Raw genomic sequence first — 24467 nt, forward strand, 5'->3', positions numbered from 1 at the left:
TGAATTCCATTTGACTGAATAAATGTTTGGTGCCAACCTTGCCTCAACCGGGGACGCAAGGCATGGCATTGCGAGGGACCAATCAGGAGTTCGGGCGGCCGTACAACCGGCGCATCGTGCTCGAATCGATCCGCCGGTACGGCCCCATCGCCAGGGGCGACATCGCCAGGCATGTCGGGCTCACCGTCCAGACCGTGTCGACCATCGTTCGCGAACTGGAGGAGCAGGGCTACGTCCTGTCCGTACGCGAGGAGCCGAAGGGCCGTGGCCTGCCACCGGCGACGCTGCGCATCAATCCCGAGGGCGGCTATGCCGTCGGCATCCACCTGACGCCGCTGGGGATCGACGCGGCGCTGATCAATCTCAGCGGTGACGTGATCGACAGCTTGCACCGCGAAGCCCCCAACGCGACGCCCGATCATGCGTTCGACCAGGTCGGCGCCATGGTCCGCGAGCTTACCGGAACGCGCGCCGAGGGCCGTGTCATCGGCATCGGCATGGCGCTTCCCGGCCCGTTCGGCGTCGACACTATGAGCTTCATCGGGCCGACCACAATGGCCGGTTGGAAGGACGTGGCACTGCGCGAGCGGCTAACGGCGGCGACGGGATTGCCGGCCTTTTTCGACGGCGACATGGCAGCGGCCGCGATGGGCGAACGCCTCTACGGCATCGGCGCCCAGCATTCCCAATATTACTATCTCTATTTCGGCGTCGGCCTTGGCAGCGCCATGATGCATGACGGCAGTGTGCTGCGCGGCGCCTGGGGCAATGCCGGCGAAATCGGCCATATTCCCGTCGTTCCCAATGGCGAGCTTTGCCCGTGCGGCAATCGCGGTTGCCTCGAACGTTATGTCTCTCTCGAAGCGCGAGGGCGCTGGAAGGGCAGCGATGCCGATTGGGTCGCCGAGGTCGGCCCGATCTTCCGCAACGCCATAGCCATCATCGAGAATCTTTTCGACCCCGAGACGGTCGTGCTCGGCGGGCTGGCGGCGCCGGACCTGCTCGAACGCCTGGCGAGGTCGGCTGCGCCTCTGCACAATTCGGTTTCGGCCCGCAAGGACCGCAAGACGCCGCGCATTATTGTCGCCGGCGGCGGCCAGCATGCCGTGCTGCGCGGCGCGGCCGCATTGGCCGTCTCAGGCGTGTTGTCGCCGCGCTTCGGCCAGATGTTCACCGCCGGGCGCGAGCGCGGCCGCGATATCCTGACGGCCAGGGAGGTTGCCTGATGAGCGAACCCCTGCTGGTGCTCGACAACGTCACCAAGAACTATGGCGCGATCCAGGCGCTGAAGGGCATAAGCTTTTCGATCGGCAAGGGCGAGGTGGTCGCGTTGCTGGGCGACAACGGCGCCGGCAAGTCGACGCTGGTCAAGATCATCGCCGGCGGGCTGGAGCCCACCTCCGGCCGCATGCTGTTCGAAGGCAAGGAGTTCCTTGCCAAATCCCCCGCCGAGGCCAAGGCGGCTGGCATCGAGACCGTGTATCAGGACCTGTCGCTGTGCACGAATGTCGACGTAGTTGCCAATTTCTTCATGGGGCGTGAGATCACGCGCAAGGTGCTTGGCATTCCAGTGCTCGACGAGCGGGCGATGGAGGCCGTGGTCGGCAAGGCGCTTGCCAGTGCCGGCACCCGTATTCCGTCATTGCGCACCAATGTCGAGCATCTCTCGGGCGGGCAGCGGCAAGCCATCGAGCTCAACCGCTTCGTGCACTGGGGCGGCAAGCTGGTGCTGCTCGACGAGCCGTTTGCGGCACTCGGGGTCGAGCAGACGCGGCGCGGTCTCGACATGATCCGCCAAGTGGCGAACCAGGGCATCGGCGTCGTCATCATCACCCACATCATGCAGCAGGCCTTCCAGGTCGCAGACCGGATCGTAGTGATCCGGCAGGGCGTCGTGGCCGGCGATGTCGCACGCAACAAGACAAGTCCCGATGCGGTAATCAATATGATCACCGGAGAGACGCTTGCCGGTGCCGGACCGGCGGGCTGAGGGACAAAAGAGGGGTCCGGCACTAGAGGAGCCAACGACATGAAACGAATACTTCTTTCTGTCCTCGGTATCCTGGCACTGGCAGTTGCCACGCTCACGCCGGCATTCGCCCAGTCCAAGGGTACCGTCTACTACATGGTGCCGACCTTGCTCGACGAGTTCCAGACCGGCTCGGTGAGCGCGCTGGAACTGTTCCTGAAACAGGTCGGCTACGAGATGAAGACGCTGAACGCCGACAACAAGACCGACGCCCAGCAATCGCAGATGAACGACGTCATCGCGCTGAAACCGAAGGCGATCATCCTGGCCGCCGTCGACTTCAACGCGCTGAAGCCGTCGATCGAGGCCGCGCGCGCGGCCGGCATACCTGTCGTGGAATTCGATCGCCAGATCACCTCCACTCCATCCGACTTCACGTCGGTAGCCGGCACTGTCGAAATCGGCCACGTCGCCGCCGAACAGGCCGAAGCGCTGCTGAAGGCCAAGAACGGCGCTGTGAAGGGCAAGGTCCTGCAGGTGCTCGGCGATCCCGGCGATCCCTACACGCTCGACATCCAAAAGGGCTTTGAAGAGAAGATGAAGGCGTTCCCCGACGTCAAGATCATCTCGCTGCCTGCCATGCAATGGGAGGCCAGCAACGCCGGCACCATCGTCGCCGACCAGATGCTTGCCAACCCCGACATCGACCTGATCTTCAGCCACGCCGCGCATCTCTCGGTCGCCGCCGTCGCCTCGCTCGAGGCCGCCGGCAAGAAGCCGGGCGACGTCATGCTGATGAGTTCGAACGGCGCGCCGGTCGGCCTCGACCTGATCCGCAAGGGCTGGCTCAATGTCGAAGTCGAACAGCCACTCTACGCGCAGGCCGCGGCCGTCGCCATGTTCATGGACAAGGTCGTCAACAAGCAGGAGATCAAGCCCGGCGACTATGACGTGCTTGGGCTCAAGTCAGTGGTGACCAAGGAGGCCTGGGGCCCGAACATCAAGATCCCGGGTGCCGCGATCACCAAGGAGAACGTCGATAATCCGGCCTTCTGGGGCAACCAGAAGCCGCCGACGGACACCGTGAAGCCCGTCGAGTAAACCTTCCCCCAGAACGGCTCCGGGCCACGCGCCCGGAGCCGCCCTGCCCGGCAGAATTGCCCGGCATAGAACCGCCGCGGCATTCGAACCCAAACCGGATCAGCCCATGAGCCCCCGCACCCGTCAAATCCTCGAGTTCGTCCTCGACAATCTCGTCTGGTTCATGCTGGTCTTCGTGCTGGTGGTGTTCTCCCTTTTCATTCCCAATTATTTCCAGCTCGGTATTTTCGCCAACATCATCGAAGCCTCCAGCGTGCTGGGCGTGATGTCGATCGGCCTGGCGCTGGTCATCATCGCCGGGCACATGGACCTGTCGGTCGAATCGGTGGCCGCGCTCAGCGCCATGGCGGTCGGCATCCTGTTCTGCTCTTCAGGCATCGGCCTCGGGGTGCAGTTGCACCCGGACTGGCTGATGGTGCCGGTCTCGCTGCTGCTGGCGCTTGCCGTCGGCGGCATCATCGGCGCCTTCAACGGATTTCTGGTCGTCAAGGTCAAGATGAGCGCCTTCATCATCACGCTGGCCTCCTACATCTGGGTGCGCGGCCTGGTGCTGGTCATTTCGGGCGGCCGCTCGGCGCAGGATCTGGCGCCTGCCATCCGCTGGTTCGGCATCCAGCGGCTGATCGGTCTGCCGCTCACCGCCTGGATCGCGATCGCCTGCTTCGTCGTCTTCTCGCTGATCATGGCCAAGACGCCTTTCGGCAGGCACCTGGTGATGATCGGCGGCAACGAGACGGCGACCTTCCGTGCCGGCATCCGCGTCAACCGCAACCTGATCATCGCCTTCGTGCTTGCCGGCGCCATAGCCGGCCTTGCCGGCTGGCTGCTCGCGATCCGCACCTCGGGCGCCACCGCCAATCTCGGCGTCGGCCTTCTTTTCAACGCCTTTGCCGCCGTCGTTATCGGCGGTGTCAGCCTGAAAGGCGGCGTCGGCACCTTACCCGGCGTCTATGCCGGCGTGCTGCTTTTGTCGGCAATCAACACGGCGATCAATCTGATGGGTTTGCCCGCCAACTTCACCCAGGTCATTCACGGCCTGCTGGTGCTGGCGGCGGTCCTGCTCGACGCCTTCAAGCAAACCATTCGCCAGAGGCTCGCATGACCGTACGGCCAGAGACCGGAAGACTGTCCGGCAAGGTGGCGCTGATCGTCGGCGCCGCGCGCGGCATCGGCAAGGGCATCGCCCAACGTTTCGCCGAAGAAGGCGCCAGGCTTGTGCTTGCCGACACCGAGATCGAGGTGGGGCGGGCGACCGCCAGTGAACTTGACGCCGCCTTCATCGGCACGGACATCTCGCTTTTGGCCGATGTCGAGGCCGCCGTCGCGCTGGCACTCACGCGCCACGGCCGCCTCGACATCATCGTCCAGAATGCCGGCATTTATCCCTGGCAATTGCTGGAGAACACCAGCCCGGACGACTGGGACCGCGTCATGGCGGTCAATCTGCGCGGCAGTTTCAATGCCGCCCGCGCCGCGCTGGTGCCGATGAAGGCGCAGCGCCGCGGGCGCATGCTGTTCACCTCCTCGATCACCGGACCACACGTCACCAGTCCCGGCCACGGCCACTATTCCGCGACCAAGGCAGGCATAAACGGGCTGATCCGTTCGGCGGCGCTCGAATTCGCCGGCTACGGCATAACCGTCAACGGCGTCGAACCCGGCAACATCCTCACCGAGGGAATGGAGCTTCACCGGGGCGCCGCCTTCATCAAAAACATGGAAGACGCCATTCCGCTCGGCCGGCTGGGCAGCCCGCGCGACGTCGCCAATGCCTTCCTGTTCCTGGCCTCCGACGATGCCAGCTACATCACCGGCACCACGATTGTCGTCGATGGCGGGCAATTGCTGCCGGAGGGGAGCGACTTCAGGCTGACGCCGCCGTGAACAACGCGTGAGGGAAGCAAGAAAGCCGGCGCACATCATCACTGATGCCAAAGCGCAGCCGCAGCATTCCCGCGCTGACGGTGCGGGGATTTGGGCCGCCGGAACCTCATGGCGATACACCCGTTCTTCCATGTGTGATTCAGGAGATAGCCACAATGGATTGGAACCGCGTCGAAGGAAACTGGAAGCAGGTCAAGGGTAAGGTGAAGGAGCAGTGGGGCAAGCTCACTGATGACGATCTCGACCGCATCGCCGGCAAACGCGATCAGCTTGAGGGCATTATCCAGGAACGCTACGGCATCGAGAAGGATCGCGTACGCCGAGACGTCGACGACTGGTATAGTCGGCAGGGCTGGTAGATAGCAGAGCTGCCATAAAAGGCATCTTTACGGAGAGCCGTTATGCCTACGGTGGGCGGACTCCCCCGCCCTTCCTGGCCATCCGCATGACTCGGCGCGCAAGAAGCACAGCGTCTACACCTGCAATATCTGCGGCCAGAAAGCCGATATGCACCACCTACGCTGGTGGATGAACAGTCGGATCATGGACCCCTCGACATCGGCTAGAACTCGCTCATGTCGCGCAGATGTTCCGTTATCGCGGAATATCGAACTGCAAGGTTTTCTGCCATTATACTTTTTGGCGGACCCCAACCCGCCTGGCCGGCGTCCTGCCAAGTCGGGTTTACCCCACCCGCCCCCAAAAAAGGGCGCCGGCCACCTTGGCTCGGCACGGCGCCAAGTAAAAATCGTTATTCAAGCAGCCTTATATCGAGCCCCTGTACTGGGTAGCTCATCAGCGTCAGCAATCGACTGCTTTGATCGGGTTGAGACTGGTTAAAGAAACTAGGTGACCGCGGCAGAACCCAAGTGAAAGTGGAGATGTTGGATCGGGCTGATTTCTATGACGCGGAACTGACACGCCACAATGGTCATTTGCGCGCCGCCGCCAGCGTTGGGATACGTGACCGCGTGCTCGATCTCGGTTGCGGTGCCGGACAAACAACGCGTGAGGCCGCCCGTGCCGCGTCGGAAGGGAAAGCGATCGGCGTGGATACGTCCTTGGAGATGATCGAGATTGCGCGACGACGTTCCAGTGAAGCGGGGCTGCGAAATGTGGCGTTTGAGCAAGGCGACGCCCAGCACCACGCATTTCCCGCCGCCGCGTTCGACCTCTGCATCAGCCGGTTTGGCGTGATGTTCTTTGCCGATCCGGCGGCGGCGTTTGCCAATGTCGCCCGGGCAATGCGTCCGGGCGCGCGCCTTGCGTGGATGGTGTGGCAAAGTCAGGAGCGTAACGAATGGTCCGGCGCCATTCGGCGAGCCTTGGCACCAGGAACCTCGGGTTCGGCAGATGCCGGCAAACCGTTTTCACTTGGCGATCCTACCCTCGCCACAGAACTTCTGACCACGGCGGGCTTTGTTTCGATCGATTTTATCGACGTGCGGGAACCGGTCTTCTATGGACCAGACGTCGATAGGGCGTTTGACGCGCTCATCGACCTTTATCTTGTAAAGGACGCGCTGGCGCGAACCGATGAAGCGCCCGACAAGGCATTGCGGCGGCTGCGCGATTTACTGGAGGCGCATATGACCAGCGAGGGCGTACTCTTCGACTCGCGCGCGTGGATCATTACAGCTCATCGGAGGACAGGGTAATTGACTTTTGCCCCTCGATCGATCGGAGACGCTTTCATCGTTGTTTACAAGCAGGGCCGCAGTTCAGCACGCGTAGGGTCAAATCCCTGACCCGCAAGGTCTGGACTATCTCCGACAAGAAGATATTTTGACATTCAATGTCGACATTTCTCCGAAGCCAAGGGCTTGTTCCCCTTGAGAGAAATGGCGCGAGTGACGGGGCTCGAACCCGCGACCTCCGGCGTGACAGGCCGGCACTCTAACCAACTGAGCTACACCCGCGCATTGACGAGCACGTGTCAGCCGTGTTCGTCGTTGGGGCGCTGGATAAGGGGTTCGCCACCGGGTGTCAAGCGCACGAAACCATCATAACATCAAACTGGAGAAGGTTTTTTGACGGCCGGCGTTTTGTTCGCAAATACGGCCCCCAACCACGGCGTCCCACGCTCATTTGGCCTTGCGAAGCTGGCCCCGACCGCTTAAAGGTCCGGCCCGGAGCGGGCGATTAGCTCAGTTGGTAGAGCGCTTCGTTTACACCGAAGATGTCGGCGGTTCGAGTCCGTCATCGCCCACCATACAACATCCACAGCGAGGCTGCCAGACGACGTCGACTTCGGTGGGCGCCAGCTTGCCGATCTCAGCCCCATGCCCATTCGCAAGCGGATTCCTGGGCAAAAAAATGCGGTTGCGGCAGCACCGCCGCAATGAGGAATTCAAAGCACCACATTCCATGCTGCCGCAAGGAACGTGGTGAGCCGCGGCTGCTCTTAGATCGACGGCAGCTATATTCTCGAAACCCGAGGGTGCGTATTCTCACCTCACACAAAGGCGGGTCGCAATGCCCCGCCATTACATTAGCATGTACTAAATCGTTCCTTTCCGCTAAATTGCAGGTCAGTCTTGTTGAGTGCCCGGGACAAGCAGCTCAGGGAGGATACAATGATCGAGCGGGGACGCATGTGGATGCTACGGGCTTCGTGGGCCCTCTGGCTTCTGACCCTGCCTGCCCAAGCGAGCAGCTTGGGTGATCTGGTCAAGAATGGCGACCTGGCGGCGGTGGTTGCCGCCCTGGACAAGGGCGCCAATGTAGACGAATTCGACGGAGTTACGCCGCTCTACATCGCCTGCGAACGCGGAAATGTGGAGCTGGCAAAACTTCTGATCAAGCGTGGAGCGGACGTTAACCTGCCCGTCAGTTGGCAGAGAACGCCACTCTATACCGCCAACAAGGGCGGGCACGCTGACATCGTCAAGTTGTTGCTCGATGGTGGGGCCGATCCAAATCAGGTGGCGAAAGCGCAGACGCCGCTGCACGTGGCTGCTGAAAATGGCTGCCTCCAGTGCGTCATCCATCTTGTCGAAGCCGGAGCAGACGTCAACGCGCTGACGTCGAACGGAAGCCCGCCCATACATCTGGCCAAGGTCAGCGGCCACGAGGACGTCGCGGCCTATTTGCGCAGTCATGGCGCCGCCCGACCGGCCATCGCGCCGATTTCACCACGCCTTGCATCTGCAAACGCCCAATTGGGCAAGGACATTTTCGACAGCACCTGCGTGGCCTGTCATCTTTCGCCGGGCGTCAGGGTGCCCAAGAAGGTCAGTCTATGGGACATCGTCGGGCGCCAGAAAGGTGCACAAGGCGATGTCCAGTATTCATCGGCTCTGAAAGACGCTGGAGGCAATTGGACCTTTGAGGAGCTCAATCTCTTCATCTCGAATCCCGCACTCACTTTGCCCGGCACGGACATGTCTTTTCCGGGTTTAAAGGACGAGAACCAGAGAGCAGACCTCATTGCCTACCTGCGGACCTTGAGTGATGCACCGTTGCCGCTTCCTTGATTGCTCATGCGACCCCTGCACTACGCACATTGACTTGCAACGGCGATGCCCGTTGGGAAAGCGTTCGTTGCGCCTGCGAATTTCTCACACGGGAAAACCGGCCTTCTGAAGCCTGAACAGTTCGAGGGGCGCGCACTGAAGTCGAAAAGGCTGACGAGGAAACACGACCTGACTTGCCCGCTGATTTCAGGTCCCCCATTCGCCGATCCAGTCGTCCGCGGATCGATGCGGCCGATGTCAATTTGTAAGGTGGAGTCCTTCTTGGGCCTATTGAACCTTGTCAGGATGGCACCCGCCTTTGCCACTTCCATATATCGGTCACAGAGCTCCGAACCGAAGCACAGACGTTGCGTCTTTGGCCTCGCGCTTTCGCCAGGATCGATCCCGGATGCGATCAAACTCTCAAACGCTGCCGAGCAGGGCCTCGACCTCCTGCAGCGTCGGCATCGATGGCGCCGTGCCGGGTCGCGTCACCGAAATGCCGGCTACCGCACAGGCAAAGCGCACCGCCTGCAACGGCTCCACGCCTCGCGAAAGTGCTGCGGCCAGCCCGCCATTGAAGGCGTCTCCCGCTCCAGTGGTCTCGACCACCGGCCCCGCGCTGACGGCCGGGACATGGTCGGAGCGATTCTTCGAGTGAAGGAGCGCGCCCTTCTCGCCCAGCGTTACGATGACCGTGCCGACACCCTTTTCGAGCAGGCTGTCGGCGGCGCGGCGCGCGTCGTCGACCGAAGCAACCTTCATTCCGGTCAACTCCTCAGTCTCCGTCTCGTTGGGCGTGAGGTAGTCGCAGAGCGAATAGATGCGGTCGGGGAGCTTGGCCGCCGGAGCCGGGTTGAGAATGGTCGTCACCCTTGCCCCGCGCGCGATCTCCAGCGCCCGCAGAGCCGCCTCGATGGGTTGTTCGAGTTGCGTCACGAAGACGCCGGCGCCACGAATCAAGGCGGCATTGGCCTCGATGTCGTCGGGCGAGATCAGCATCGCCGCGCCGGGGCTGACGATGATGGCGTTGTTGCCGGTGCCCTCCTCGACGAAGATATAGGCGGCGCCCGTATAGCTATCGGGCGTGTCGATCACGGCATTCTTCACGCCGGCGTCCTTCCAGGTGCGCTTGGCCATGTCGGCGAAGGCATCGACGCCGAGGCGCGTGAGAAAGGTTACATCGGCGCCAAGCTTGCCGACAGCAACCGCCTGGTTCGAACCCTTGCCGCCGGGACCGAGGGTAAAGGACGTTCCGAGGATCGTCTCGCCCATGCGCGGCTGCCGCGCGGCGCGATAGGCCGTGTCGGCGACAAAGACTCCGAGGATGAGGATCGGCTTGCCGGCCACCATGCCGCTACTCCGCATCCGGCGGGACCACGCCCTTGCGGAAGGCGAAGCAGCCGTAGAACCGGCGTTCGCCGGTCTGGATGACGCAATAGGCCTGCTTGGCGCGCTCGTAGAAAGCGTAGCGCTCGACCGGCAGCATCGGCCATGGCTTGCCCTCGGCGGCGTCGATCTCCTTTTGCACTTCCTGCTGGACGGGCGGGATCTCGTCCGGCTTGCCGACGATCTCCATGCGCGCGGCTGAATCGTCGACGAACGTATCCAACGGGTAGAGCGACAGCACCGCCTTCACGACTTGCGCTGCCGGCGCATCGATGCGCAGCAGCCGCCCGAGCGCCGTCTGGCGCGCCACTGAATCGGAGGGGAAGTTGGTGTCGGCGATAATCAGGTCGTCGCCGTGTCCCATCGCCCGCAATGCCTGGAGCACCTCGGCATTGAGGAGCGGATTGATCCCTTTGAGCATGATATTCCTCGTGAAATGAGTTTGAGGTCAGAGACGCCTGCCGGTCTCGGCATCGAACAGATGGATGTGGTCGAGCCGCGGCCTGAGCTTGAGCGTATCGCCGGGCTTGAAGTCGTGGCGCTCGCGGAACAGCGCGACCATCTCGCCGTCCCCGAAACGCAGGAAGACCAGGGTTTCCGAACCAGTCGGCTCGACCACCGAAATCTTGGCAGGCACGCCATCGGCATGGATCTCGAGATGCTCCGGGCGCACGCCATAGACGACCGCGCGCCCTTCCTCCACGGCGCTGCCGGGCGCGACGGGAAACAGGGATCCGGCAATGTCGACGCCGCCCTTGCGCATGGTGCCCTTGAGCAGGTTCATCGAAGGCGAGCCGATGAAGCCGGCGACGAACAGGTTGGCCGGCCGGTCGAACAGTTCCAGCGGCGCGCCGACCTGCTCGATGCGGCCGTCGCGCATCACCACGATCTTGTCGGCCATGGTCATGGCTTCGATCTGGTCGTGCGTGACGTAGATCGTGGTGGTCTTCAGCCGCTGGTGCAATTCCTTGATCTCAGTGCGCATCTGCACGCGCAGCTTGGCGTCGAGATTTGAGAGCGGCTCGTCAAACAGGAACACCTGCGGGTTGCGCACGATGGCGCGGCCCATGGCGACGCGCTGGCGCTGGCCGCCGGAAAGCTGCCGGGGATAGCGTTTCAGGTAAGGGTTGAGGTCGAGGATGTCGGCGGCGCGCTTGACCCGCTCGGCGACCACGGCCGGATCGGTTTTGCGCAGTTTGAGCGCGAAAGCCATATTCTGCTCCACCGTCTTGTGCGGATAGAGCGCATAGTTTTGGAACACCATCGCGATGTCGCGCTTGGCCGGCGGCAAGTGGTTGACTACACGGTCGCCGATGGCGATCGTGCCGCCGGAGACGGTCTCCAGCCCGGCCACCATTCTCAACAGCGTGGACTTGCCGCAACCCGAAGGACCGACCAGCACCACGAATTGGCCGTCAGATATATCGACGCTGACTTCGTGCAGAACCTTGACGGTTCCAAACGCCTTGGCCACTTTGCTGATCGCGACTTGAGCCATATCTCCCCCGTCGGCTCCATTGCCGTATGCGCAGAAGCTAACCAACGCGACCTGCCAGGGCAAGCCGGTCTCTTCCCGACAAAAACCCGGTCTCGTTGACACGGCGTTTGGTTGCGAGAATAGTGACGGGCGCTGGTCCGAATACCGGTCGCCCGAACCAAAAAAACGGAACTTCAATCGAGCAGGTGGGGTCCTGCATCGTTCGTTTCCGAACCGGGAGAATCGTTTGGCGCTCCAGCGCCTGAGAAATTTGGCCGCATTCACAACAGATATTCTGGGAGGAACATCGATGAAAACAGGTCTCTACGAAACGCTGGTCCGCGCGGGGGCAACCCGACGCGACATATTGAAGGGCGCGGCCTCGATGGCCGCGATCGCTGCCGCATCCGGCGCCGGGCTCGGCGCCCTCACGCGCCCGGCCTCCGCCGCCAGCGAGCTGCGCTCGAAAATCCTGCAGATCCCCGGCGTGGGCAAGGGTCAGCCGACCGACGCCGACTTCCAGAAGGTCGGCGAGCTCTGCCTCGAGGCGACCAAGGCCAATGTCAAGGAAGGCGAATTCGCCGGCGTCGAGCTTACCTTCATGGGCCTCAACAACCAGAACCTGCACAATGTGCTGTTCCGCGGCTTCCTGAAGCCCTGGGAGACCTATACCGGCGCCAAGATCAACTGGATCGACCTGGCGCAGGCCGACTACAATGCCCGTCTGCAGCAGTCGATCGCCACCGGCACGGTCGACTTCGACATCATCGAGATGGGCGCGCCCTTCGAGGGCGACGTCTGCGGCAAGGGGCTCACGTCCGAGATGCCCGACTGGGTCAAGACCCAGATCGATTTCGACGACCTCGTCAATTATCTGAAGCCGCCTGTCGGCACCTGGAACGGCAAGCAGTACCGCGTGACCGTCGATGGCGACGCGCATAATTTCAACTACCGTACCGATGTGTTTTCCGATGCCGATCTCGCCAAGGCCTGGAAGGACGGCGGCGGCGGCGAATGGGGCGTGCCGAAGACCTGGCAGCAGGTCCAGGCGGTCACCAAGTTCCTCAAGGGCAAGCAGGTCAAGGGTCAGGACGTCTACGGCTATCTCGACGCACCGAAGCCCTGGGGCGGATTCGGCTTCTATTTCCTTGGCAGCCGCGCCACCGCCTACGCCAAGCACCCCGACGACAAGGCCTGGCTGTTCGACGCCGACACGATGAAGCCGCGCATCAACAATCCGGCCTGGGTGCGCGCCATACAGGACGTGATCGACGCGCTGCCTTCGGAGCCCGCCGACCAGATCAACGCCGATCCGAACACCACCGCCTTCCAGCAGTTCCTGGCCGGCACCGGCTCGATGGTCACCTGGTGGGGCGATGTCGGCTCGAACGTCAAGACCAACGACTCCTCCGTCGTGGGCGACGTCACCGGCTTCTCGATCCTGCCCGGCTCCGACGACGTCTACAACTCCAAGACCGGGCAGTGGGACAAACTCGCCAGCGGACCGAACTATGCGCCGAACTGCGCCTATCTCGGCTGGGGCGTATACGTCATGGCCCGCGTCGACAGCGACGAGAAGAAGAAGAAGGCGGCATGGTCCGCTGCCGCCCATCTCGGCGGCAAGGACCTGTCGATCTGGACGGCGATGTACCCGTCGGGCTTCCAGCCCTACCGCAACTCGCATTTCGACATTCCGGAATGGGTGGCGGCGGGCTATGACGAAGCCTTCATCACCTCCTATCTCAAGTCGGAATCGGACAGCTACAACCACCCGAACGCGGCGATCGAGCCACGCATCCCCGGCATCTTCCAGTACTATTCAGCCGCCGAGGACATTCTGGCAAACACCTTCGCCGGCAAGATGAAGGCGCAGGAGGGTGCAGACGCCATTGCCGCGGCCTGGGAGAAGCTGACCGACCAGATCGGCCGCGACAACCAGATCAAGCTCTACAAGGCCTCGCTCGGCCTATAGGCAGGCGTTATGATGGATCACGGCCCGGCGAAACGTCGTCGCCGGGCCGTATCTCGGCCGGCTTCGGCCGGTCATTTGCGCAAAAGAGGCAAGAGGCGTGGCTGACCAGACTTCGACCACGAATGCGTGGCCGGCAAATTCTTCACCGACCGACCTGATCCCGCCCGGCCGCAAGCGCCTTGGTTGGTCCCTGATGGCCGTCGCGACGCTCGGCCTTCTGGCAACGATTCTGGTGCAAATTCTCTACAAGAGCGAGGTCGACACGATCGGCTTCGAGACATGGCGGCCCGTGGTCTACGCCTACGTGCTGTGGGGCGTGGCGCTCGGCGTCGGCCAGGTGCTGACGCGCGGCGAAGACGGCCAGCGTGCGCTGTTCCTGCTGCCGGCGCTGCTGTTCACCATCGCCATGGTGATCTTCCCGACCCTGTTCGGCTTCTATATCGCACTGACCGACTGGAACCTGAGTTCATTCTCGGGCCGCAAGTTCAACGGGCTCGACAATTTCTGGCAGATGCTCGGCGATCCCTATTACCGCAACGCGCTGTTCAACATGGTGCTCTATGTGCTGGCGGTGCTGGTCGAATATGTCATCGCTTTCGGCCTGGCGCTGCTGCTCAACGCGCAGATCCGGGCGCGCAAATTCTTCCGCGTCGTCTTCCTGATGCCGCTGATGCTGTCACCGGTCGCGGTATCCTGGATGATCGGCAAATCGCTGATGGAGTACCGGTTCGGACCGGCGGCGACACTGGCCCGCCACCTCGGCTGGGACAACCCCGCCTTCTTCTCCAACCCGATCACCGCCCGCATCTCGATCATGATGCTCGACGCCTGGACCTTCATCCCCTTCATGATGATCATGCTGCTCGCCGGCCTGCAGGCGATGTCACGCGAGGTGCTGGAGGCCGCGCGCGTCGACGGCGCCACGGCCTGGCAGACCTTCTGGCAGGTCACCTTCCCGCTGATGCTGCCGGTGTCGGTGACCGCGGTCGTGCTGCGCATCATCTTCAAGCTGAAACTGGCAGACATCATCATCACGGTCACCTCGGGTGGTCCCGGCGGCGCCACCGATTCCGTGTCGAGCTTTATTTATCGCGAGTACCGGGACCGTTCCAATGTCGGCTACGGCACGATGCTGGCGATGGCCTATCTCGTCATCATCGTGGTGTTCGTGACCTGGCTGCTGAAGGTCGCCAACCGCTTCGTGCGCAATGTGAACTAGTGCGGCAGGGATCATGAGCGTTCAGACCACCGACTACACCGTCTCCGAAATCCGCTCGCCGGCGAGCTTCATCACCAGCCGCGTCTTCATCTATGGCGCGCTGGTGTTCTGGGCCTTCATCTGCCTGTTTCCGATCTACTGGACGATCACGACCTCGTTCAAGTCGGCGGTAGACGTGACCCAGGGCCATCTCATCCCCTTCATCGACTTCCAGCCGGACTGGAAGGGCTGGCGATCGCTCGGTCTGTCGCCGGATTCGATCTTCCAGACGTCGACCGTCCGCGACGAATTCTTCAAGCGCTTCATGAATTCGGTCATCACTTCGGTCGGCGCGTCGAGCCTGGCCATCATCATCGGCAGCCTCGCCGCCTACGGCCTTACACGCTATCGCTATCACTTCGCCTGGTTCAAGAACGAGGACATTTCCTTCTTCTTCCTGTCGCAGCTCATCCTGCCGCCAGTCGTGCTCGCACTGCCGTTCCTGGTGCTTTACCGCGAAGTCGGACTGCTGGACACGCGCATCGGGCTGATCCTGCTCTACACGCTGATGGTGCTGCCAATCGTCATCTGGATCATGCGCGACCAGTTCAATTCCATCCCGGTCGAGCTCGAGGAAGCGGCCCTTGTCGACGGGTTGTCGATCTGGGGCGCGTTCTTTCGCATCGTCATGCCGATCGCCCTGCCCGGCATGGTCGCGGCTTTCATCCTGGCGATGGTGCTGTGCTGGAACGAGTATTTCTTCGCCGCCCTTTTGACCTCGACCGACGCCAAGACAATTCCGGTCATGGTGGCGAGCCAGACCGGTTCGCAAGGCATCAATTGGTGGTCGATGGCAGCGCTTGCCACGGCGGCAATCGCGCCCTTGGCCGTCATCGGCATCGCGCTGGAGCGCTACCTGATCATGGGCATGACCGCGGGAGCGGTGAAATAGGCGGCGCTCCTTCCTTCCCCCTTGTGGGGGAAGGTGGATCGGCGCGCAGTGCCGAGACGGATGAGGGGTGTTCCAGCGAAGTGAGACGTCGGCGTTCCCTGGAACACCCCTCATCCGTCGCCTTCGGCGACACCTTCTCCCACAAGGGGAGAAGGCAGAACCGTCCCGTCAGTGCCCCAATATCGCCCGCAAATGATCGAGGATCACCGCCACGCCCTTTTGCCCGAGTTCCGCCGAGGCATCCGGAGCGCTGGCCGTATACCAGCTCGTATTGTCGGCAAAATGGCCGGTATCGACAGCTTCGGGGCATAGCGCCAGCATCAGCGAGGTCTCGCCGATGCCGGCATGGTCGAACGGGTACTTGCCGTTCATCGCGGCCGGCATCAGAGGATGCACCTGCACCCAGTTGAAGAAGTTTTCACCCGCGGCGTGTCCGGCATAGTAGTCGGCCATCGCGTCGGACCCCCACCAGCCCTCGCCACGCTGCTTTTCGAGGAAGCGGAAGATCGCCTGGCGGCCGGCGGTCTTGAAGGCGAGATCGGTCGGCATGCCGGCGGCGAAATTCTCGGTCTGGTGGTGGATTATGGCATGGATGTTGCGAAAACCGATGCGCAGCAGGCTGTAGAACAGTTCTTCCGCGAAGGGGGCCAGTTGATTGCCGCCAACCTGCACCGAGCCTGTGCCTTCCGGCGGCGCCACGGCGTAGCTCGCCGCGCCGTAGTGGAAGGGCGGCAGGATGACGATGTCCCGCTCCTTCTCGAACAGTTCCAGCGTCTTGACGACCGCCAGCGTGTCCATGCCGACCGCCATGTGCTCGCCATGGTATTCGAGCACGCCGAGCGGCAGCGCGACCGGCCAGTTCTGGGCGATCGCCTTGCGAATCTGGTGGGGCAGCATCAGCTCATAGCGCATTCGCACTACTCCATATTGGTGTGGCGGGCCCGCATCGCCTCCGGCGAGGCCGCGGTCAAACCCCTGAGCTTCAGCACCATGACCTCGAACAGCAGGAACAGCGCGCCTTCGAACACCGATCCCATCGGCAGGACCGATGTTTTTTGCGGGCCCTGGTCGTCGGCCATGGTCTGCGCCGGCACGAGCAGCGCGAAGTCAGCCAAGCGTGCTGCACTGCCACCCGGCTGGGCGGTCAGAAGCAGAACCGTCGCGCCGGCCTGGCGCGCCACCTGCATCAGGGTCAGCACGGTCGCGGTTTCTCCAGGCCCGGAACTGACGAAGAAGACATCGCCCGGTCCCACGGGCGGCGTCGTCATGTCGCCGACCACCGACACCGGCAGGCCCAGATGATGGAGCCGCATGGCGAAGCCCTTGACCTGCAAGGCCTCGCGGCCGCAGCCATAGACGACGATCTGCCGTGCTCCTGCGAGCATCCCGCAGGCGGCATCGATCCGGCCGTCGTCAACGCGCGCCAGCACAGTGCCGAGCTCGTCCAGAGCGGTCCTGAACATCTGCGAGCCCGCATCGCTCATGGCGGTGCCGTCCAACGACCCAAGGTCGAAGAAGAGTGGAAATTCCCGGTCACGTCTCTCCCCGAACAGCTTGTTTTTATTCATGGTATCACCGCGAAAATCCGTGTCCAACGCCCCTGCGCGCTTTTGCTGTGCCACGAGCGTGATAGTGTCATGTCAGACAAATCAATGAGGCAAACGGCAGGATATGAAGACACGGTATTTCGACCGCATCGGCAATGGCGGCATCAGCTTCACCGAACTCGGCTTCGGCACGGCGCCACTTGGCAACCTCTACCGCGCCGTCTCCGACGAGGACGCCAATGCGACGCTGGAGGCTGCGTGGGCGACCGGCTGCCGCTACTATGACACCGCGCCGCTCTATGGGCTTGGCCTGTCGGAGACGCGGCTCAATCCCTTCCTGCGCGGCAAGAATCGCGACGACTACGTGCTGTCGAGCAAGGTCGGCCGCATCATGCGCGCCTGTCCGCCGCAAGAGCGCACCGGCATCGGCAAGTTCTTCGACACGCCGTCGCGCAAGGAGGTCTACGACTACAGCTATGACGGCGTGATGCGCTCGTTCGAAGCGTCCCTGGAACGGCTCGGCGTCGACCGCATCGACATTCTGTTCGTGCACGACGTCGACATCTTCACTCATGGCAGCAAGGAAGCGTCCGACCGGCGCATAGAGGAGTTTATGCGCTCCGGCTATTACGGGCTGCTTGCCTTGCGCGACCAGGGCGTCATCAAGGCCTTCGGCGGCGGCATCAACGAATGGCAGGTTGCCCAGACATTGGCCGAGCGCGGTGATTTCGACCTGTTCCTGCTTGCCGGCCGCTATACGCTGCTCGAGCAGGAGGCGCTGACATCCTTCCTGCCGCTCTGCCAGAAGCGCGGCATCGGTATCGTTTTGGGCGGTCCCTACAATTCCGGCATCCTGGCCACGGGGCCGAAGCCGGGTGCCTTCTACAACTACACCGAAGCGCCGCGGGACGTGCTCGACCGGGTGGCGCGTATCGAGGCGGTCTGCCGGCGCCATGACGTGCGCCTGATCGAGGCAGCGCTGCAGTTCCCGTTGCTGCATCCGTCCGTCGTGTCGGTGATCCCCGGTGGCCAGCGGCCAAGCGAGGTCGAAAGCAACCGGTCGCTGCTCGATGCGAAACTGCCTGCGGCACTCTGGGCCGACCTGAAGAAGGACGGCCTGATGCGGGCGGACGCGCCGACCGCGTAGCTCGCCATCGCGAACCTATCGACCACTACGAGCGCAAAGAAAAGCCGGGGCTTGCCCGGCTTTTCTGATATTTTGAAATTTAAAAAAGGCGCTTAATTGACGGCGTCCTTGAGACCCTTGCCGGCCGAGAACTTCGGCACGGTGCGAGCCGGGATCTTCACTTCGGCGCCGGTCTGAGGGTTGCGACCGGTCGAGGCCGCACGCTTTGAGACGGTGAAATTGCCAAAGCCGACAAGCCGGACATCGCCGCCCTTCTTCAGTTCGCCGGTGATGACGGAGAATACCGCATCGACAGCCGACTGCGCGTCACCCTTCGAAATGCTCGCGGCGTCGGCGACAGCGGACACCAGTTCGTTCTTGTTCATAAAAATTCCCTTCCATGAGAACACCGGAACTCACGACTCATCCGGCAGGAAACGGACTTTAGAAAGAAGCGCTCGCGCAACCAAGTCGAAAAGCCGGGAAAGAATGGAAAAAAGCCCGGAATTCCGGGGTTTTTCACATGAAAAAGCCGGGCGCGAGGCCCGGCTTTCTGTTTGTGCGCTGCAACTTTAGCAAGAACTAATGCGCAAGCGACTTTCCGGCGTCATCCGCAGTGTCCGTCGCGGCAGGAGAATTGACCGGTTCCACCCATTCGATTGGCTCCGGCATACGCACCAACGCGTGGCGCAACGCCTCGCCGACCCGCGAGACCGGGATGATCTCCATACCGTTCTTCACGTTGTCAGGAATATCCGCCAGATCCTTGGCGTTGTCTTCCGGGATCAGCACCTTCTTGATGCCGCCGCGCAGTGCGGCAAGCAACTTCTCCTTCAGACCGCCGATCGGCAGCACCCTGCCGCGCAGCGTGATCTCGCCGGTCATGGCGACGTCGGCCCTGACCGGAATGCCGGTCAGCACGGAGACGATCGCGGTCGCCATCGCCACACCGGCCGACGGCCCATCCTTGGGCGTGGCACCCTCCGGCACGTGGACGTGGATGTCGCGCTTGTCGAACAGCGGCGGCTCGATGCCGAAATCGAGAGCGCGCGAGCGGACATAGGAGGCCGCCGCCGAAATCGATTCCTTCATCACGTCGCGCAGATTGCCGGTCACCGTCATGCGGCCCTTGCCGGGCATCATGACGCCTTCGACCGTCAGCAGCTCGCCGCCGACTTCCGTCCAGGCAAGTCCGGTGATGACGCCGACCTGGTCGTCTGCCTCGACCTGACCGAAGCGGAAGCGCGGAACACCGAGATAGTCGGCGAGATTGTCCGCCGTGATGTTCACAGTCTTCTTCTTCGTCTTCAGGATCTCGGTCACCGCCTTGCGCCCGAGCTTCATCAGCTCGCGCTCCAGGCTCCTGACGCCCGCTTCACGGGTGTAGGTCTGGATGATGGCGCGGATCGCGTCCTCACTGACGGAGAACTCCTTCGGCTGCAGAGCGTGATCGCGCACCACCTTGGGCAGCAAATGCCGCTTGGCGATCTCGATCTTCTCGTCCTCGGTGTAGCCGGCGATACGGATGATTTCCATGCGGTCCATCAAGGGCGCAGGGATGTTCAGCGTGTTCGCCGTCGTCACGAACATCACACTCGACAAGTCGTACTCGACCTCGAGATAGTGGTCCATGAACGTCGAGTTCTGCTCGGGGTCGAGCACCTCCAGCAAAGCCGACGACGGATCGCCGCGGAAATCCTGGCCCATCTTGTCGATCTCGTCGAGCAGGAAGAGCGGATTGGATTTCTTCGCCTTCTTCATCGACTGGATGACCTTGCCGGGCATCGAGCCGATATAGGTGCGGCGGTGACCGCGGATCTCGGCCTCGTCACGCACGCCGCCCAGCGCCATGCGGATGAACTCGCGGCCGGTTGCCTTGGCGATCGACTTGCCGAGCGACGTCTTGCCGACGCCGGGAGGGCCGACGAGGCACAGGATGGGCCCCTTGAGCTTCTTCTGGCGGCTTTGCACGGCGAGATACTCGACGATGCGGTCCTTGACCTTGTCGAGACCGAAATGGTCGGTGTCGAGCACGTTCTGCGCGAACGCCAGGTCCTGCTTGACCTTGGAGTTCTTGCCCCACGGGATCGACAGGATCCAGTCGAGATAATTGCGCACCACAGTGGATTCCGCCGACATAGGCGACATCGTCCTCAGCTTCTTCAATTCGGCTTCCGCCTTTTCGCGGGCCTCCTTGGAGAGCTTGGTCTTCTTGATGCGGGCCTCGATCTCGGCGGCCTCGTCGCGGCCATCCTCGCCTTCGCCGAGCTCCTTCTGGATCGCCTTCATCTGCTCGTTGAGGTAGTATTCGCGCTGCGTCTTCTCCATCTGGCGCTTGACGCGCGAGCGGATGCGCTTCTCCACCTGCAGGACGGAGATCTCGGCCTCCATGAAGCCCATGGCCTTTTCCAGCCGCTCCTTGACCGAGAGCGTGGCCAGCATCTCCTGCTTCTCGGGGATCTTGATGGCGAGGTGTGAAGCGACCGTGTCGGCGAGCTTGGAATAGTCGTCGATCTGGCTGGCGGCGCCAACCACCTCGGGCGAGATCTTCTTGTTGAGCTTGACGTAGTTCTCGAAGTCGGCGACGACCGAACGAGCCAGCGCCTCGACCTCGACCTCTTCCTCTTCCGGCTCGACCAGCGCGGTAGCGCGGGCCTCATGGAAGTCGGGACGGTCGGTGAACGCTGTGATTTTCGCACGCGAGGCGCCTTCGACCAGCACCTTGACGGTGCCGTCGGGCAGCTTCAGCAATTGCAGCACGTTGGCGAGCGTGCCGATATCGAAGATGGCGTCGGGCTCCGGATCGTCATCGGCGGCATTCATCTGGGTGGCGAGCAGGATCTGCTTTTCCTGACCCATCACCTCTTCCAGGGCCTTGATCGACTTTTCACGCCCGACAAAGAGCGGAACGATCATGTGCGGGAACACCACGATGTCGCGCAGTGGGAGGACTGCGAAGACGCCGTCGCTGGGAGCCTTGGTTATTTTGGCCATTGTCCAACCTTTCATGTCGCGGCCGCCATTAGGCCAACCGCGAATCTTATATTAACGACCGGGGATCGTTCCGCCTACCACCGTTTGTGACGGGAGTTTTACAGCACAGAAATCGGGCACCTCGGCCTTCTCGTGATAGGTGGATGCCAGAGGGCCAAAGATCAAGAGTTAACATCGCCGGCTTTCCATTCCCTCGCGAAGCTCACATGCCCCTCATGGCAAAACGGCGCCCCGAGGGCGCCGTTCCACAAAAATATGGGGCCAAGTGGCATGTCAGGCGCTGACATTGCCCTTCTTTTCCTTCTGTTCGGAATAGATGTAGAGCGGCCGGGCACTGCCGGTCACCACTTCTTCCGAAATCACCACTTCGCGCACGCCTTCGAGCGCCGGCAGTTCGAACATGGTGTCGAGCAGGATCGCTTCCATGATGGAGCGCAGGCCGCGCGCGCCGGTCTTGCGCTCGATGGCGCGCTTGGCGATTGCAGACAACGCGTTCTCGTGGAAGGTCAGGTCGACATTCTCCATCTCGAACAGCCGCTGGTATTGCTTGACCAGTGCGTTCTTCGGCTCGGTCAGGATCTGGATCAGCGCCGGCTCGTCGAGGTCTTCCAGCGTCGCCAGAACCGGCAGACGGCCGACAAACTCGGGAATAAGGCCGAACTTCAAGAGATCCTCTGGCTCCACTAGGCGGAAGACATCGCCGGTGCGCCGATCCTCGGGCGATGCCACGGTGGCGCCGAAGCCTATCGAGGTCTTGCGGCCACGATCCGAGATGATCTTGTCCAGCCCGGCGAAAGCGCCGCCGCAGATGAACAGGATGTTGGCGGTGTCGACCTGCAGGAACTCCTGCTGCGGATGCTTTCTGCCGCCCTGCGGCGGTACGGAAGCGACAGTGCCTTCCATGATCTTCAACAGCGCCTGCTGCACGCCCTCGCCCGACACGTCGCGGGTGATGGACGGGTTGTCGGACTTGCGCGAGATCTTGTCGATCTCGTCGATGTAGACGATGCCGCGCTGGGCGCGTTCGACATTGTAGTCGGCCGACTGCAACAGCTTCAGAATGATGTTCTCGACGTCCTCGCCGACATAGCCGGCCTCGGTCAGCGTCGTGGCATCGGCCATGGTGAAGGGCACATCGATGATGCGGGCGAGCGTCTGCGCCAGCAGCGTCTTGCCGCAACCGGTCGGGCCTATCAACAGGATGTTGGACTTGGCCAGTTCGACATCGTTGTTCTTGCCGGCATGGGCGAGGCGCTTGTAGTGATTGTGGACGGCCACCGAGAGCACGCGCTTGGCGTAGGGCTGGCCGATGACGTAGTCGTCGAGAACCTTGAGGATCTCCTGCGGGGTCGGCACGCCCTCGCGCGACTTCACCATCGAGGTCTTGTTCTCCTCGCGGATGATGTCCATGCACAGCTCGACGCATTCGTCGCAGATGAAGACCGTCGGGCCGGCGATCAGCTTGCGCACTTCATGCTGGCTTTTGCCGCAAAACGAGCAATAAAGCGTGTTCTTGGAATCGCCGCTGTTGTTGCCGACTTTGCTCATTTTCATGTCCTTTCATGGCCGCCCGCCGATGGTCTGGCTGAAAGGGCGCATACTCTATTTATCGCGGGAATCCGCCGCCGCCAGTATCCCGGCTCCCGCAACGTATTCCGTACGAAACACAAATCAGAAAACGTGGCAATGATTCGCAGCAACCCCACACAAAGCTAAGCCGTCGAAAATCAACATAGCCTTAACGTAGGCAATCCCGACCGTCGAGGGAACAGCCAATTGTGGCCGAAATGCCGCAAGATGCGCCAAAAGCGCGTAATGCCGCTATCCAACTGCCAATATGCCGTTATGCCAGCGCCCCTTCGGCCGCTTCGCGCGACGAAATGACCTTGTCGATCAGGCCGAAGTCCCTGGCCTCGTCCGCGGTCATGAAATGGTCGCGGTCGAGCGTCTTTTCAATCTCGTCGTAGCTCTTGCCGGTGTGCTTGACGTACACCTCGTTGAGGCGGCGCTTCAGTTTGATGATATCCTGGGCATGACGCTCGATGTCGGACGCCTGGCCCTGGAAGCCGCCGGACGGCTGATGAACCATGATGCGGGCGTTCGGCGTGGCGAAGCGCATGTCCTTGTGGCCGGCGGTCAGGAGCAGCGAGCCCATGGAGGCCGCCTGACCGATGCACAGCGTCGACACGGCCGGCTTGATGAATTGCATGGTGTCGTAGATGGCCATGCCCGAGGTGACGACGCCACCGGGCGAATTGATGTAGAGGTTGATTTCCTTCTTCGGGTTCTCGGCTTCGAGGAACAGGAGCTGCGCGCAGACCAGCGTCGCCATGCCGTCCTCGACCGGACCTGTGATGAAAATGATGCGCTCCTTGAGGAGGCGCGAGAAAATGTCGTAGGCCCGCTCGCCGCGATTGGTCTGTTCGACCACCATCGGAACGAGGTTCATGTAGGTTTCGACGGGGTTCTTCATTCGTTATCTCTTGTCTCGCGGTGGGATTCCGGCGCCGGACATGCTGGCAACTCGGGCAGAATCGGTTCTGGATCGTTATTGCGTAAATAGGATGCCGGCTCATCCTTGTGCAAGGCCGACCCGTCCTAGCCATCTGGGTAAGTCGAATCAAGCTTTCCAGCCAAGATTCGCAGCCGCGGATGCTTCCGCAGGCCCGCGACGGCACCTGCCGCAGACGACAGGTAGCAGTTTCTTAACCGCTTCGCTTAACGAAATGCGCCGAAACCGCTTTTCTGGCGGACCGCTTGCCCTACAATTCAACGTTGAACTTGTGTCCGCGGTTCAACAGGGGGAATGTCATGTCCAGGAAAACCGCATGCTTCGCCATGGCCGGGCTGACCATGCTCGGCTCGATTTCGCAGACGGCCGCGGGCGGGCGCGCCGTCGAATGCTATGAGCCGGTCCGCACGCCTGATGTCTATGACACGGTGTACGAGGACGTGATGGTCAGCCCGCCGAGCCAGCAGGTCGATTATGAAGCGCCGATCTACGGCACGCGTGAGCGCGTGGTGATGACCGTTCCGGCACAGGTGACCTATGAGGTGGTGCCCGCAATCACCCGCACCGTCTATCACACAGTCAAGGTCGACGATGGCGGCTATTCCTGGGAATGGCGCGTCATCCACGGCCGCAAGGTGCTGTGCAAGGTCCGGCACAAGGCGCGCTATGAACGCGTCGCCGAAACGGTGGTGGTCCGGCCGAAGCGCACACGGCGCGTCGTCATTCCGGCGCAATATGACAGGATCGCCGAGGAGGTGCTGGTGCGACCGGAACAAAGGCGCGTCATCGACATTCCCGCCGCCTACCAGACCGTCCCGCGGCGCGTGCTGGTGCGCGAAGGCTCATCCGGCTGGCGGCGCGTGCATATTCCAAGGCATTGCCAGGACTGAA

At 62.2% G+C, this 24467-nt stretch carries 22 protein-coding genes and 2 tRNA genes; 14 read left to right on the forward strand and 10 right to left on the reverse strand.

The window, feature by feature from the left end; all coding sequences use genetic code 11:
- The first annotated feature begins 62 nt into the window (after nt 1-62).
- The 7 genes from LB551_RS04705 to LB551_RS04735 all read left to right on the forward strand — a co-directional run bounded on the left by LB551_RS04705 (nt 63) and on the right by LB551_RS04735 (nt 6612).
- A complete protein-coding gene (locus LB551_RS04705) occupies nt 63-1226 on the forward strand; it encodes an ROK family transcriptional regulator (protein WP_224658390.1) in 1164 nt (387 codons plus the stop codon).
- On the forward strand, nt 1226-1990 hold the full coding sequence (locus tag LB551_RS04710; protein ID WP_140493903.1) for an ATP-binding cassette domain-containing protein: 765 nt from the start codon (nt 1226-1228) through the stop codon (nt 1988-1990). Before LB551_RS04705 ends, LB551_RS04710 begins: the two co-directional genes overlap by 1 nt.
- Nucleotides 1991-2029: 39 nt before the next feature.
- The gene (locus tag LB551_RS04715) at nt 2030-3070 is read left to right on the forward strand and encodes a sugar ABC transporter substrate-binding protein (protein ID WP_140637871.1); all 1041 of its coding nucleotides are present in this window, start codon (nt 2030-2032) and stop codon (nt 3068-3070) included.
- A 106-nt stretch (nt 3071-3176) separates the two neighbouring features.
- On the forward strand, nt 3177-4172 hold the full coding sequence (locus LB551_RS04720) for an ABC transporter permease (RefSeq protein ID WP_140548970.1): 996 nt from the start codon (nt 3177-3179) through the stop codon (nt 4170-4172).
- Entirely contained in the window at nt 4169-4954 is a 786-nt protein-coding gene (locus LB551_RS04725; RefSeq protein WP_224658391.1) for an SDR family NAD(P)-dependent oxidoreductase, read from the forward strand. The genes LB551_RS04720 and LB551_RS04725 overlap by 4 nt, the downstream gene beginning before the upstream one ends.
- Before the next feature lie 155 nt (nt 4955-5109).
- Nucleotides 5110-5313 (forward strand): CsbD family protein, encoded by a 204-nt coding sequence (locus tag LB551_RS04730; protein WP_140493912.1) that lies wholly within the window; start codon nt 5110-5112, stop codon nt 5311-5313.
- 522 nt (nt 5314-5835) lie between these two features.
- A complete protein-coding gene (locus LB551_RS04735; RefSeq protein WP_224658579.1) occupies nt 5836-6612 on the forward strand; it encodes a class I SAM-dependent methyltransferase in 777 nt (258 codons plus the stop codon).
- A gap of 184 nt (nt 6613-6796) precedes the next feature.
- On the opposite strand, the gene LB551_RS04740 is transcribed toward LB551_RS04735, so the two are convergent.
- Nucleotides 6797-6873 (reverse strand) — tRNA-Asp (locus tag LB551_RS04740).
- Nucleotides 6874-7090: 217 nt separating this feature from the next.
- Between LB551_RS04740 and LB551_RS04745 the strand changes: the two genes are divergently transcribed.
- Together LB551_RS04745 and LB551_RS04750 are read left to right on the forward strand one after the other, a co-directional pair.
- Nucleotides 7091-7166: transfer RNA gene (locus LB551_RS04745), tRNA-Val, on the forward strand.
- A 364-nt stretch (nt 7167-7530) separates the two neighbouring features.
- The gene (locus LB551_RS04750; RefSeq protein WP_224658392.1) at nt 7531-8430 is read left to right on the forward strand and encodes an ankyrin repeat domain-containing protein; all 900 of its coding nucleotides are present in this window, start codon (nt 7531-7533) and stop codon (nt 8428-8430) included.
- Between the two features lie 402 nt (nt 8431-8832).
- Here LB551_RS04750 and rbsK read toward each other — a convergent pair whose 3' ends face one another.
- The 3 genes from rbsK to LB551_RS04765 are packed head-to-tail and all read right to left on the reverse strand — an operon-like array spanning nt 8833 to nt 11296.
- Complete coding sequence (gene rbsK, locus LB551_RS04755; protein WP_224658393.1) at nt 8833-9762, reverse strand: ribokinase; 930 nt, start codon at nt 9760-9762, stop codon at nt 8833-8835.
- A gap of 4 nt (nt 9763-9766) precedes the next feature.
- Entirely contained in the window at nt 9767-10219 is a 453-nt protein-coding gene (locus tag LB551_RS04760; protein WP_224658394.1) for an RbsD/FucU family protein, read from the reverse strand.
- Between the two features lie 27 nt (nt 10220-10246).
- On the reverse strand, nt 10247-11296 hold the full coding sequence (locus LB551_RS04765; RefSeq protein WP_140549031.1) for an ABC transporter ATP-binding protein: 1050 nt from the start codon (nt 11294-11296) through the stop codon (nt 10247-10249).
- 289 nt (nt 11297-11585) lie between these two features.
- Here LB551_RS04765 and LB551_RS04770 point away from each other — a divergent pair, with 289 nt between their 5' ends.
- From LB551_RS04770 to LB551_RS04780, 3 genes are all read left to right on the forward strand, one after another.
- Entirely contained in the window at nt 11586-13247 is a 1662-nt protein-coding gene (locus LB551_RS04770; protein ID WP_140670011.1) for an ABC transporter substrate-binding protein, read from the forward strand.
- A 97-nt stretch (nt 13248-13344) separates the two neighbouring features.
- Nucleotides 13345-14466, forward strand: coding sequence for a carbohydrate ABC transporter permease (locus tag LB551_RS04775; RefSeq protein ID WP_224658395.1), 1122 nt, complete (start codon nt 13345-13347; stop codon nt 14464-14466).
- A gap of 13 nt (nt 14467-14479) precedes the next feature.
- Nucleotides 14480-15397 carry a carbohydrate ABC transporter permease gene (locus LB551_RS04780; protein ID WP_140549034.1) on the forward strand — a complete coding sequence of 306 codons (918 nt, stop codon included), beginning with the start codon at nt 14480-14482 and terminating at the stop codon, nt 15395-15397.
- A 168-nt stretch (nt 15398-15565) separates the two neighbouring features.
- Here the strand turns inward: LB551_RS04780 and LB551_RS04785 are convergent, their stop codons facing one another.
- The gene (locus LB551_RS04785) at nt 15566-16309 is read right to left on the reverse strand and encodes a creatininase family protein (RefSeq protein WP_224658396.1); all 744 of its coding nucleotides are present in this window, start codon (nt 16307-16309) and stop codon (nt 15566-15568) included.
- Nucleotides 16310-16314: 5 nt separating this feature from the next.
- Nucleotides 16315-16881: an SIS domain-containing protein gene (locus LB551_RS04790; protein WP_224623606.1), complete on the reverse strand. Its 567-nt coding sequence runs from the start codon at nt 16879-16881 to the stop codon at nt 16315-16317.
- Nucleotides 16882-17068: 187 nt separating this feature from the next.
- Between LB551_RS04790 and LB551_RS04795 the strand changes: the two genes are divergently transcribed.
- Nucleotides 17069-18091: an aldo/keto reductase gene (locus LB551_RS04795; RefSeq protein WP_224658397.1), complete on the forward strand. Its 1023-nt coding sequence runs from the start codon at nt 17069-17071 to the stop codon at nt 18089-18091.
- A 92-nt stretch (nt 18092-18183) separates the two neighbouring features.
- Here the strand turns inward: LB551_RS04795 and LB551_RS04800 are convergent, their stop codons facing one another.
- From LB551_RS04800 to LB551_RS04815, 4 genes are all read right to left on the reverse strand, one after another.
- The gene (locus LB551_RS04800; RefSeq protein ID WP_006201846.1) at nt 18184-18456 is read right to left on the reverse strand and encodes an HU family DNA-binding protein; all 273 of its coding nucleotides are present in this window, start codon (nt 18454-18456) and stop codon (nt 18184-18186) included.
- Nucleotides 18457-18652: 196 nt separating this feature from the next.
- Nucleotides 18653-21064 (reverse strand): endopeptidase La, encoded by a 2412-nt coding sequence (gene lon / locus LB551_RS04805; protein ID WP_140549038.1) that lies wholly within the window; start codon nt 21062-21064, stop codon nt 18653-18655.
- A 273-nt stretch (nt 21065-21337) separates the two neighbouring features.
- A complete protein-coding gene (clpX, locus tag LB551_RS04810) occupies nt 21338-22612 on the reverse strand; it encodes an ATP-dependent Clp protease ATP-binding subunit ClpX (RefSeq protein ID WP_140493939.1) in 1275 nt (424 codons plus the stop codon).
- 295 nt (nt 22613-22907) lie between these two features.
- A complete protein-coding gene (locus LB551_RS04815) occupies nt 22908-23537 on the reverse strand; it encodes an ATP-dependent Clp protease proteolytic subunit (RefSeq protein ID WP_140549039.1) in 630 nt (209 codons plus the stop codon).
- 338 nt (nt 23538-23875) lie between these two features.
- On the opposite strand from LB551_RS04815, the gene LB551_RS04820 reads away from it, so the two are divergent.
- Nucleotides 23876-24466, forward strand: coding sequence for a hypothetical protein (locus LB551_RS04820; RefSeq protein WP_224658398.1), 591 nt, complete (start codon nt 23876-23878; stop codon nt 24464-24466).
- Nucleotide 24467: the final 1 nt, after the last annotated feature.

The organism is Mesorhizobium sp. BR1-1-2 (assembly GCF_020165435.1).
Taxonomy (GTDB): Bacteria; Pseudomonadota; Alphaproteobacteria; order Rhizobiales; family Rhizobiaceae; genus Mesorhizobium.

Bases quoted from the DNA above. Each gene is read 5' to 3' on its own strand.
- LB551_RS04730 (WP_140493912.1), top strand. From the start codon at position 5,110: ATGGATTGGAACCGCGTCGAAGGAAACTGGAAGCAGGTCAAGGGTAAG.
- LB551_RS04750 (WP_224658392.1), top strand. From the start codon at position 7,531: ATGATCGAGCGGGGACGCATGTGGATGCTACGGGCTTCGTGGGCCCTC.
- rbsK (WP_224658393.1), bottom strand. From the start codon at position 9,762: ATGGTGGCCGGCAAGCCGATCCTCATCCTCGGAGTCTTTGTCGCCGAC.
- LB551_RS04765 (WP_140549031.1), bottom strand. From the start codon at position 11,296: ATGGCTCAAGTCGCGATCAGCAAAGTGGCCAAGGCGTTTGGAACCGTC.
- LB551_RS04780 (WP_140549034.1), top strand. From the start codon at position 14,480: ATGAGCGTTCAGACCACCGACTACACCGTCTCCGAAATCCGCTCGCCG.
- LB551_RS04725 (WP_224658391.1), top strand. From the start codon at position 4,169: ATGACCGTACGGCCAGAGACCGGAAGACTGTCCGGCAAGGTGGCGCTG.
- LB551_RS04800 (WP_006201846.1), bottom strand. From the start codon at position 18,456: ATGAACAAGAACGAACTGGTGTCCGCTGTCGCCGACGCCGCGAGCATT.
- lon (WP_140549038.1), bottom strand. From the start codon at position 21,064: ATGGCCAAAATAACCAAGGCTCCCAGCGACGGCGTCTTCGCAGTCCTC.
- LB551_RS04795 (WP_224658397.1), top strand. From the start codon at position 17,069: ATGAAGACACGGTATTTCGACCGCATCGGCAATGGCGGCATCAGCTTC.
- LB551_RS04735 (WP_224658579.1), top strand. From the start codon at position 5,836: ATGTTGGATCGGGCTGATTTCTATGACGCGGAACTGACACGCCACAAT.
- LB551_RS04820 (WP_224658398.1), top strand. From the start codon at position 23,876: ATGTCCAGGAAAACCGCATGCTTCGCCATGGCCGGGCTGACCATGCTC.
- LB551_RS04705 (WP_224658390.1), top strand. From the start codon at position 63: ATGGCATTGCGAGGGACCAATCAGGAGTTCGGGCGGCCGTACAACCGG.
- LB551_RS04815 (WP_140549039.1), bottom strand. From the start codon at position 23,537: ATGAAGAACCCCGTCGAAACCTACATGAACCTCGTTCCGATGGTGGTC.
- LB551_RS04790 (WP_224623606.1), bottom strand. From the start codon at position 16,881: ATGAGCGATGCGGGCTCGCAGATGTTCAGGACCGCTCTGGACGAGCTC.
- LB551_RS04710 (WP_140493903.1), top strand. From the start codon at position 1,226: ATGAGCGAACCCCTGCTGGTGCTCGACAACGTCACCAAGAACTATGGC.
- LB551_RS04770 (WP_140670011.1), top strand. From the start codon at position 11,586: ATGAAAACAGGTCTCTACGAAACGCTGGTCCGCGCGGGGGCAACCCGA.
- clpX (WP_140493939.1), bottom strand. From the start codon at position 22,612: ATGAGCAAAGTCGGCAACAACAGCGGCGATTCCAAGAACACGCTTTAT.
- LB551_RS04760 (WP_224658394.1), bottom strand. From the start codon at position 10,219: ATGCTCAAAGGGATCAATCCGCTCCTCAATGCCGAGGTGCTCCAGGCA.
- LB551_RS04720 (WP_140548970.1), top strand. From the start codon at position 3,177: ATGAGCCCCCGCACCCGTCAAATCCTCGAGTTCGTCCTCGACAATCTC.
- LB551_RS04715 (WP_140637871.1), top strand. From the start codon at position 2,030: ATGAAACGAATACTTCTTTCTGTCCTCGGTATCCTGGCACTGGCAGTT.
- LB551_RS04785 (WP_224658396.1), bottom strand. From the start codon at position 16,309: ATGCGCTATGAGCTGATGCTGCCCCACCAGATTCGCAAGGCGATCGCC.